Source organism: Ruminiclostridium cellobioparum DSM 1351 = ATCC 15832 (assembly GCF_000621505.1).
Taxonomy (GTDB): Bacteria; Bacillota; Clostridia; order Acetivibrionales; family DSM-1351; genus Ruminiclostridium; species Ruminiclostridium cellobioparum.
Genome location: NZ_JHYD01000040.1, coordinates 66,167 through 76,237 on the forward strand (window position 1 = coordinate 66,167; position 10,071 = coordinate 76,237).

A 10,071-nucleotide genomic window follows, 5' to 3' on the forward strand; every position below is an offset into this window, starting at 1 on the left:
CCTTTTCTTGGTTTATGGGTTAACGCGAGCAGGAAACAATAAAGGTGGAAATTCATACCGCAGTGCCGGAAAAACCTAAAAACTAAAGGTCTGAGCGTTAGGGAAGCTAAAAAGCTTAAATATATCCAGCAGCACCGAACAGTATCAAGGGCATAGGGATGCAAAAATAACCATTTTCAGCTGACAAAGTATGTCAGCGGTTTCATCGGAAGGCAGTCTGTTATGCAGGAAGTTCAATATAGTGCCATTTGTCACAGCACTTTCGTACCATTGCTGGTTTAAAAACAAGGCCTGTCCCGGTGCCCATATATATTGGAGAAAAGACAAAAATAGCAGAAGAAAAAAGTTTTATTACATTGATTAAGTCTAAAATTAAAAGACTATCGGCCATCAAGGAAGCATTTAAAATAGTTGTTGAAAAGGCCGACACCCATATGAATTCTGGCTGAAAAAGAGGAAATGATCCGGGTTTTGAAGCCTTTATCATAGAAATAGAAAAAAGTTACGGAGGATAGCTTTATGGAGAATGATATAAATGCCGCTAAAATTTCACTGACGGCTGTATTTACGGCAATTACGGCCGGATTTGGCTGGTTCGGCTGGCTGGTTGTAATATTTATAGCCAGTATGACAGGTGATTTGCTGACAGGATTTATGGCAGCCTTTAAATGCGGCAACTGGGAATCCAAAATTGCAAGAGAAGGCTTGTGGCATAAGACAGGCTGCATTATTGCCGTTCTGGTGACTGCAATATTCGATTCCATTTTAGGAATGATTATAAATAATATACCGAATGTGGATTTCCCTTTCAAATATACGGTTATGCTGTGTCCGCTGACTATGACCTGGTACATACTTACAGAGCTTGGAAGTATAATCGAAAACGCTGGCAAAATGGGGGCACCTGTACCGGGTTTTGTAAAACAGGCATTGGCGCTGTTCAAGGGAGCTGTGGATTCGGCAGGGGATAAAGCCACTGGAGACAATTAACCTCTTTTATTGGCCTTATAGCGGTGGAGGCTTGTATAAATTGCCCCTTTTCAGCACAGGCAGGCAATGCTGTACCCGCTGTTATAACTGACTTATGGCTAAAATGAGATATAAATATAAGTTATACAGGCATAGCATTTACTCTTGCAAACAGAATTTATTTTTTCATACAAGTATTGTAAAACTCACTCGAGAGTATTATACTTAAATAAGAACATATGTTCGATTTTGAAGATTAATTTTGTACTTATCGAGGAGGTAGTAATTAATGGGCAATCAGAAAAGCAGAGAGGCAATAGATGAGGTGGTTTACGGCAGAGTATCCAGTATATGCAATAAAGAATGTGTAAAGGACATTTATATAGATATTCAGAACAAGCTCATTGAAACAAGAAAGCTATTGGCCCACAATTTGCAGAATGATAAATTACAACTGCTGAGCAATTATGATAAGTTGAATAACGATATTTCCGAGCTGATTTACAGAGCTCTTTATATTGAGGGTTTGATTGACGGTATGGAGTTCAAAATTTAGTTAATTGGTCAATATCAAGATTGTTATCTTTATGTCATCCTTCATGTCATATAAATTGATGAAGCACCAATAGTATAGTAAAATATAAAGTAAATACCGAAAGGGATGCTGAAATTAAATATTTGTACCGGTTGGAAAAATAGAGAAAAGGGTATTAAAAGTGTATTATTTATAAAATTATTAAGGGATGATTAGAGCATATGACATATGATTTCGATGAAATAATAGACAGAGGCCGCACTGGAGCCGAAAAATATACCGGGCTGGAAACTTTATACGGGAACCCGGATGCCATTCCGCTATGGGTTGCCGATATGGATTTCAAGGCTGCACAGCCAATATTGGATGCTATTAAAGAACGTACTGAAAACGGTGTTTTCGGGTATACTGTCAAACCTGACGGATATGACGATGCGGTATGCTCCTTTCAGAAGAGGCGGAAAAACTGGGATATTGATAAACGGCTTATGAGCATGAGTTTAGGTGTAGTTCCGTCCATATGCATGATCGTCAGGGAATTGACCCGGCCCGATGACAAGATAATCATACAGACACCTGTATACGGCCCTTTTTACAATGCGGTCAGGAATGCACAGAGAGAACTTCTTGAGAGTCCCTTAAAGGAAACAGACGGACATTATTACATGGATTACGGGGATATAGAGGAAAAAGCCCGGCAGGGAGCCAAATACATTATATTATGCAGTCCTCACAATCCTGTAGGCAGGGTCTGGACAAGGGATGAACTGGAATCTTTGGGCAGGATATGTGTAAAATACGGCATTAAAGTAATTGCCGATGAGATACATTCGGATCTGATTTTATGGGGGAATAAGCATACCCCGTTTTCAGCAATATCCGAAGAACTAAGGAAATTGACAATCACCTGCATAGCTGCAAGTAAAACCTTCAATCTGGCCGGCCTTCAGTCCTCAGTGGTAATTTTCCCCGATGTGGAGACCAAAGCAGCCTTTGACCGGGCCTGGGAAAAACTCCACATAGAATGCAATAATGTATTCAGTCTCGTGAGTACACAGGCAGCATACCAGTATGGTGAAGAGTGGCTGGAGCAGCTTATTCCATACATAGAAGAAAATATAAACCTGGTTATGGATTATACGAGCAAAAATATACCATTAATAAAACCTGTCCGTCCCGAAGGGACATACCTGATATGGCTTGACTGCAGGAAGTTGGGTATGACAGGAAACCAGCTGACTGACTTTATGGTGCACAAGGCCGGAATTGCAATGAGTGCCGGAACCTATTTCGGTAAAAATGGAGAGGGCTATATGAGAATGAATGTGGCCTGTCCCAGAGCAACGGTTGAAAAAGCACTCAAACAGCTCCAGACGGCGGTTGAGCAGCAATTCATATAACAGCGGACAAATGTACCGGTATAAAGTGACAATTGTCATTTTATATCGGTCTTTTTATCACTAAAAATACTGTCTGATAAAGTGTATACTTATACCATCAATTTGGATATTGGCATATCGTTCCACTGTTCATCACAATTGAGAGGGGATAAATATATGATAGTCGAGATAAAGGATGTTATAAAAAGATACGGAGACCGGATCGCCGTGGACAATATGAGTATGAATGTCCGGGAAGGAGAGATCCTGGGTTTGCTGGGACCAAACGGAGCCGGAAAAACCACACTTATTAATTCAATAATAGGTATAACAGGAATCAACTCAGGTGAAATAAAAATTTTTGATCAGGTTATGTCCCAGAGCAATTATTATGTTAAGAAAAATATAGGTGTGGTTCCTCAGAACCTTGCTATTTATAATGAGTTTAAAGCTTATGAAAATGTGGAGTATTTCGGAAGACTTTACGGACTGAAGGGCCGGGAACTCAAGGACAGCATCAGGCAGGCATTGGATTTTACAGGCTTGTGGGAGAGAAAAAATGAGTACCCGAAGAAATTTTCGGGCGGAATGCAGAGGAGACTTAATATTGCATGCTCCATAGTGCACAAGCCAAAGCTGATAATAATGGATGAGCCCACCGTGGGGATTGATCCCCAATCCAGAAATCACATATTGGATTCTGTAGTAAAATTGAACGAAATGGGCTCGACAGTTATATACACCTCCCACTATATGGAGGAAGTAGAGGTTCTTTGCTCAAGGGTTGTGATCATGGATAATGGAAGGTTGATTGCACAGGGCACCATAGAAGAATTGAAAGAATACATACAGGATGAACAGATTATTGATATTGTGCTGAAGAATTACAGCCATTCCATCACCGAGGCTGTCAAAGCTGTCCGCGGTGTGAAGGAATGCTTGATCCAGAAGGGTAAGATGAAGGTTATTCTGGACAAGAGCAGCAGCCTGGCAAGAATAATAAATTCCATCGTTGAAAATGGAGGAATCATCACAAAAATAAATATGGAGGATGCTTCACTTGAAGATGTATTCCTCGGACTTACCGGCAAAAAGCTGAGGGATTAGGGGGCATCCAATGAAAATATTATGGTCGGCATATTATGAATTTTTAAAACAAATAAGGGATATAAGGATACTGATAGCGCTGATAGTCTTTCCCATCAGTATTATCGTATTGCTGGGAACGGCATTTGATAACAAGCTTACTGAGGATTTCAAGGAAAAAGTTAAAACAGGTTATATAATCCTTGATAAAGGTCAGGTGGGCAAAGGTCTGGAACAAATGCTTGAAACAGATGAAATTAAAAAAATTATACGTACTGAAAGTTATGTAAATGAAATGGATGCAATCAGTGCTATGAAAACCGGAAAGATTGATAATTATTTTGTTGTTGAGGAAAACAGCACAAAAGCCATAATGAACGGAAAGCCGGCGGCAATCAGGCTTGAGGGGCGAAAAAACATTGAGCTTGTGCAAACAGTACTAAATTCATATATATCAAAGAGTAATGCAATTGCAGTGGCATCAGGGATATCGGGGGATAGGATAAAATTAGAAGATCACAGCGGTAACCCGAATTATTTTGAAAGAATGGTACCGGCTGCTGCAAAATTGCCAAGGGCAATTGATTATTATTCGGTTTTAACACTTTTGATGGTTGTGTCCGAAGGTGCCATCCTTGGAATATTTATTGTGAGTAAAAACCCGGAATCAAATATCCAGATAAGACTGTATTCGCTGCCCACCTCACAGTGGACAATTATATGCGGTAATATACTGGGCTCCAGCATGTTCCTGTTCTTGTCCTGCATTGTTACGGTTATATTTACAAAATTTGTGTACGGTGCAAACTGGGATGGAAATATTGCTTTAATAGGGGTGGCTCTTTTGATATTTTCCTTCCTTTGTATAGGGATGGGGGTAATGCTCCACTTGTTTATTAGCAGCTTAGCGTCCGCGATGGGGCTTGCCTTGCTCTTAACAGTGGTAATGTCAAATGCCGGAGGAGGTATTACACCGGCTACTGCGCTGCAAAGCCTCAATATCGTAAATCCCATTTATTATGCAAAGGTTTTTATATTCGGCATTCTGTACAATTATCCGGACAGGGTACTGCTGAGGTCGGCAGCAGGACTGCTTGCCGTTACAGCAGCAGTATATGCGGCAGCATTCCTAAAGCTCAGGAGGGTCAACTATGATAATATATAGCACATCGCTCAAAAGAATATTTAAAAATAAAATCAGATTTACACTTATGATTTTATGTCCGCTTATTTTTATAGTTATGTTTACATTAAATGACCACAGGGCGGCTACTGTGGGTATAGTTGACAATGACGGGACAGCTGCTTCCAAAGCCGTATACCGTCTGCTTGAAAATACCGGCGGTATCAAACTTTTGAAATTGACCGAAGATCAGATATATGATATGACTGCAAGTTATATGGTAGACTATTCAATAATTATAGATCCGGGCTTTGAAGAGGACCTTTTGAACGGAAGTGATCCCAAGCTCAGGGAATATTACGTGGAAGACAGACAAAAATTATATTTCATTAAAAATTCAATCAATACCGAAATAGAAAATTATAAATTAATTGCAAATGCTTCAAGCTACAATAAACACAGGTTTGAGAATGCTTTGGGCAATTACGGTGAATCCAAACTTACCGTCACTACAAATCTTGATATTTTAAATAAAACAGAAAAAACCAGAGCAGGTTTCGGATTTTTAATTCAATTCATGATGTATATGACTGTTATAACTACAGGGCTCATCCTGGAGGATAAAGCGAACGGCACTTTTTACAGAACTTTTTATAGCCCTGTCAGTATTAAAAGGTATATGGCTGAAAACCTGGCGGCATTTTTCACAACAGCAGTAATACAATCCATGGTAATTATCTCGGCACTTGTACTAATTTTCAAAATGTATATGGGAAGTATGCCTCTGGCTGTTATCGGACTGTTTATTATATTTTCATTTGTTTGCATTACTATGGGATTATTTGTAACTTCTGTTCTGAAGAAGCCGCTTCAGGCATATGTCGTCATTGCAGTTGTCACAACGCCTTTGATAATGCTTGGGGGATGCTATTGGAGGTTTGATATGATGCCTGATACAATAAACAAGGTCGGAAGATTCATTCCGGTGTCATGGGTCATGAGAACGGTTGATGCTGCTCTGGACGGGACGCTCACAGTCAATACCCTGATTACAAATTATGGGATACTGCTGATGTTTGCTGCAATATTTCTTATTGCCGGACTGGCAAAAAAAGTTGATATTTCTAAGTAATTATATTACTATAAAAATGTATTTAAACTGCTTGTAATATGCTGAATTCTGAAGAATGGCGGTTTTTATGAAATACATATACGGGATTCTTTTATTTGTATGGACTGCTGCTGAGGTGGTAAAAAATACCGAAATCAATGATCCGACAGGCACAGGGTTTATTCTGACAGCTTTGTGCCTTTTTGCAATAAAGGAAAAGTATCTGGACAGGGAATTGTATTCGTGCATCTATGGGGCGGTAATCGTCGCACTATCTTATAATAATCACTATCTGCTTATATTGCTGGGAATAGTGTTTGTGGATCTCGCATATTTTAAAAGATATTATATGCTGGGAATAGCTGCTTTTATTGCATTTATACTATTAAACAGAATGGGAGTTGTTCAGGTTAGCTTTCACCTTGCAGCAGGCGTTTTGTGGGGTTATACCTTAAGTAAAAGCGACGATAAGGAAAAGACGCACCTGACACTTCTGGATAATGAAAGAGCCCTGAGATACCAGCTTGAGAAAACAAAGTCGGAGCTGGTCACACTTCAAAACGAAATTGAACAGACTGCAGAAATCAGGGAGAGGGACAGAATAGCCAAAGAAATCCATGACAATGTGGGGCACAGTATTGCTGGCGTGCTTTTTCAATTAAGAGCCGCTGAAAGAATAGTTCTAAGTGACAGCCACAAGGTAGAGAGAATACTGAAGCTTTGTGCGGAAAAACTTGTAGATGCTCTTGAGACAACAAGAAATACCGTTTACAATATTAAAAGCAGCCGGGCTATTGGAATTGAAAGCATTCATGAGATTATAAAAGATTTTAAATTCTGTAAAATTGATTTTTCCCACAACGGTGATTTTGACAAGATTTCAACTGCCAATTTAAAGGTTATGGAGGCGACGACAAAAGAGCTTCTTACAAATGCAAGCAAGCATTCCGAAGCCAGTGAGATAACACTTCACATAGATATAAAAATTAAGCATATCAGGTGTTTGTACAGGGACAATGGAAAGGGCTGCAATAAAATAATTGAAAGTGTGGGGCTGGCAGGAATAAGAGACCGGATAAAAAATCTCGGAGGGACTTATTCTGTAGATGGGAGCAATGGGTTTACCGTTGTTTATACTCTCCCGAATATTAAGGAGGCAGAGGCCTGATGAAGGTATTGATCGCAGATGATGATGCACTTATCAGAGATGGGCTTAAAATGATTCTTGAGCTTGAGAAGGATATGGAGGTAGTGGGAACTGCTGCAAACGGGCAGGACTGCATTGGATTATGTCTTGAGAAATCGCCTGACCTGGTGCTCATGGATATAAGGATGCCTGTTATGGACGGCGTACAGGCAACTAAACTTATAAAAGAGCAGTTTGCAAATATAAAAATACTGTTTTTGACGACCTTTAAAGATACTGAATATATTATAAGCGGAATAAAATACGGTGCCGAAGGATATGTTCTTAAGAGCAGCTCCCCTGAGGTCATTATTGACAGCCTGCGGATGATAGAGCGGGGGAATGTGGTATATGGCAAGGATATCGCAGCCATGCTGTCGGATATGGTGCAGAATAACAGGACCATCACACCTGAAGAAGTCGGTATAACACAAAAAGAGTTCGAGATTATGAGATGCATATGTGACGGGTTATCCAACAAAGAAATAGCGGATAAACTTTATATGGGTGAGGGAACAGTCAGAAATTATATCTCAAATATACTTGAAAAGCTTCAGCTAAGGGACAGAACCCAATTGGCTGTTTTTTACATGAAAAATTTCTAATATTTCACACCGCAGATGGGAAAATTTCATTATATAAATTAAGATTATTTACTTATAGGAGCTGTATTAATTGATAGACAAAAGATTGACAAAAATATAACAAAGTACTATAATAAATAATATAAAATGTATATATAATAAGAGTAGATTTGGAGGTAAACTTATGAAAAATTTATTTGATTTAAAAGGAAAAGTAGCTATCGTTACAGGAGCCTCCTCCGGCCTCGGAGTACAATTTGCAAAGGCATTGGCAAACCAGGGTGCAGACATTGCAATTGTCGCAAGAAGGCTTGACAGACTTGAACAGGTAAAGAAGGAAATTGAAGCAATGGATGTCCGCTGCATAGCCATAAAATGTGACATGTTAAACAGTAATGAAATAACATCAATGGTTTCGGAGGTTAAAGCTCACTTCGGCAGAATTGATATATTAGTTAACAATGCCGGCGTAGGCACAGGGATACCGGCAGATACCCAGACAGATGACGAATGGCGTTCCACGCTTGCAGTCAATTGCGATGCTGTTTATTATGTTGCCAGAGAAGTGGGCAAAGTGATGATTGAGCAGAAATACGGAAGAATCATCAATATCGGCTCCATCCATTCAACTGTTGCAATGGCAGGCTCACCGATTTCCGCGTACTGTGCTTCAAAAGGTGCTTTGCTCATGCTGACAAAGGCATTGGCTAATGAATGGGCTAAACATAATATTACGGTTAACACACTTGGTCCTGCTTATTTCCCAAGTGAAATGACCAGTGATGTTATGGCAAGCGAAGGCTTCATGCAGGCCGTCCAGGCATATTGTCCAATGGGCAGACCTGGAAGGGACGGCGAGCTGGACGGAGCAATTGTTTATTTTGCCTCGGATGCGGCAAGCTATACAACAGGACAATATCTTGCAGTTGACGGTGGATGGACTGCAATCTAAGAGTTTTAAAGTATTGAATATGTATATATAAAAAGCAATAGATGTTTCTCACCTCAATAGGCAGGTGCCATCTGTTGCTTTGTTTTCGTTATCTTTGATATTTCGTGGCATTTTTTATTTGACGAAGCAGAGTATCCATTTTAACTTATATCTCTACATTCCATTGAAATATCATTGTCGAAACAATATTTGTTTTGGTAAAAAATTCTTCTTGCATTCCCTGAAACACTGTGCTATACTATTCCTTGTCGCTAAGGGAACGGTGTTCTCAAAGAGAAAATTTATATATCGCGGGATGGAGCAGTTGGTAGCTCGTCGGGCTCATAACCCGAAGGTCATAGGTTCAAGTCCTATTCCCGCAACCATGAAAATCAAGGCTTTCAGGATTTAACCTGAGAGCCTTGATTTTATTTACACCATTTTTACACCGATTGAGATAATCAAAGTCATTTAATCGAAAATTCAGTACGAATGAGATTAAAAAATATCAAAATAGTATACGAAGTGTTCTTCGATATGAAGAAGATATACTCGCCTTGGAGGCTTTTTTATAAGTACTAAAGCAATAGAAATTACTTTAGTCGTTTTTTTAAACTTTCAAAATAAATACACTCTATAATAAAGCATAAAATATAACCTACTAAAGAATATGGGAAAGGTCTCCAGCCACGATAGATTACTATATTTGCAGGTTTTAAAATAAATAGCTCCAGAGCTGTGAGTAAAACCGGCCAAATTAAAATATAAAGCACAATATTTCTAAGTGATTTAGGGACAAATTTTATAAATACAATACCCAGAGATGGAGCTATAATAAAATTTGCCCAAAAACTATACCAGCCTCTGTAATCAGCATTTACATAATGATATAAGTTAAGTTGTTTACAAAATATCATATCCAGTGACATGGTTATTGCAATTATCATTATAATTATTTGGAAATCAATGAATGTAAATTTTTTTCGGGTGGATAATAATGCCAAGGAGACCGTGATAACTAAGAAAATCCAAAATTGCAATTGAAACATGGTTTAACCCCCTATTAATATTATAATACTCTCGAAAACTCCAATAGCTTTCGAGCTCTATGTTTTAAGATGCAATTTTCTTCTCGCACCTCTAACATTCTCCAGTTTTTTACTTTAA

10 protein-coding genes and 1 tRNA gene are annotated in these 10,071 nt (G+C 38.9%); 10 read left to right on the top strand and 1 reads right to left on the bottom strand.

The window, feature by feature from the left end; all coding sequences use genetic code 11:
• Nucleotides 1-519: 519 nt before the first annotated feature.
• The 10 genes from T344_RS0115530 (at nt 520) to T344_RS0115575 (ending at nt 9,290) form a co-directional block, all read left to right on the top strand.
• Nucleotides 520-990 carry a phage holin family protein gene (locus T344_RS0115530; RefSeq protein WP_027629476.1) on the top strand — a complete coding sequence of 157 codons (471 nt, stop codon included), beginning with the start codon at nt 520-522 and terminating at the stop codon, nt 988-990.
• A gap of 268 nt (nt 991-1,258) precedes the next feature.
• A complete protein-coding gene (locus tag T344_RS0115535) occupies nt 1,259-1,525 on the top strand; it encodes a hypothetical protein (protein WP_004628780.1) in 267 nt (88 codons plus the stop codon).
• A 200-nt stretch (nt 1,526-1,725) separates the two neighbouring features.
• Complete coding sequence (locus T344_RS0115540; protein WP_027629477.1) at nt 1,726-2,904, top strand: MalY/PatB family protein; 1,179 nt, start codon at nt 1,726-1,728, stop codon at nt 2,902-2,904.
• A 156-nt stretch (nt 2,905-3,060) separates the two neighbouring features.
• Nucleotides 3,061-3,990, top strand: coding sequence for an ABC transporter ATP-binding protein (locus T344_RS0115545; RefSeq protein WP_027629478.1), 930 nt, complete (start codon nt 3,061-3,063; stop codon nt 3,988-3,990).
• Between the two features lie 10 nt (nt 3,991-4,000).
• On the top strand, nt 4,001-5,134 hold the full coding sequence (locus T344_RS0115550) for an ABC transporter permease (RefSeq protein ID WP_027629479.1): 1,134 nt from the start codon (nt 4,001-4,003) through the stop codon (nt 5,132-5,134).
• Complete coding sequence (locus tag T344_RS0115555; protein WP_027629480.1) at nt 5,121-6,224, top strand: ABC transporter permease; 1,104 nt, start codon at nt 5,121-5,123, stop codon at nt 6,222-6,224. The genes T344_RS0115550 and T344_RS0115555 overlap by 14 nt, the downstream gene beginning before the upstream one ends.
• Before the next feature lie 67 nt (nt 6,225-6,291).
• The gene (locus T344_RS28425) at nt 6,292-7,371 is read left to right on the top strand and encodes a sensor histidine kinase (RefSeq protein ID WP_051571932.1); all 1,080 of its coding nucleotides are present in this window, start codon (nt 6,292-6,294) and stop codon (nt 7,369-7,371) included.
• Nucleotides 7,371-7,994, top strand: coding sequence for a response regulator transcription factor (locus tag T344_RS0115565; protein ID WP_027629481.1), 624 nt, complete (start codon nt 7,371-7,373; stop codon nt 7,992-7,994). The genes T344_RS28425 and T344_RS0115565 overlap by 1 nt, the downstream gene beginning before the upstream one ends.
• Nucleotides 7,995-8,157: 163 nt before the next feature.
• Nucleotides 8,158-8,925 (top strand): SDR family oxidoreductase, encoded by a 768-nt coding sequence (locus T344_RS0115570; RefSeq protein WP_004628871.1) that lies wholly within the window; start codon nt 8,158-8,160, stop codon nt 8,923-8,925.
• A 289-nt stretch (nt 8,926-9,214) separates the two neighbouring features.
• A tRNA-Met gene (locus tag T344_RS0115575) sits at nt 9,215-9,290 on the top strand.
• 207 nt (nt 9,291-9,497) lie between these two features.
• Here the strand turns inward: T344_RS0115575 and T344_RS0115580 are convergent.
• A complete protein-coding gene (locus T344_RS0115580; protein ID WP_027629482.1) occupies nt 9,498-9,953 on the bottom strand; it encodes a hypothetical protein in 456 nt (151 codons plus the stop codon).
• Between the last annotated feature and the right edge of the window lie 118 nt (nt 9,954-10,071).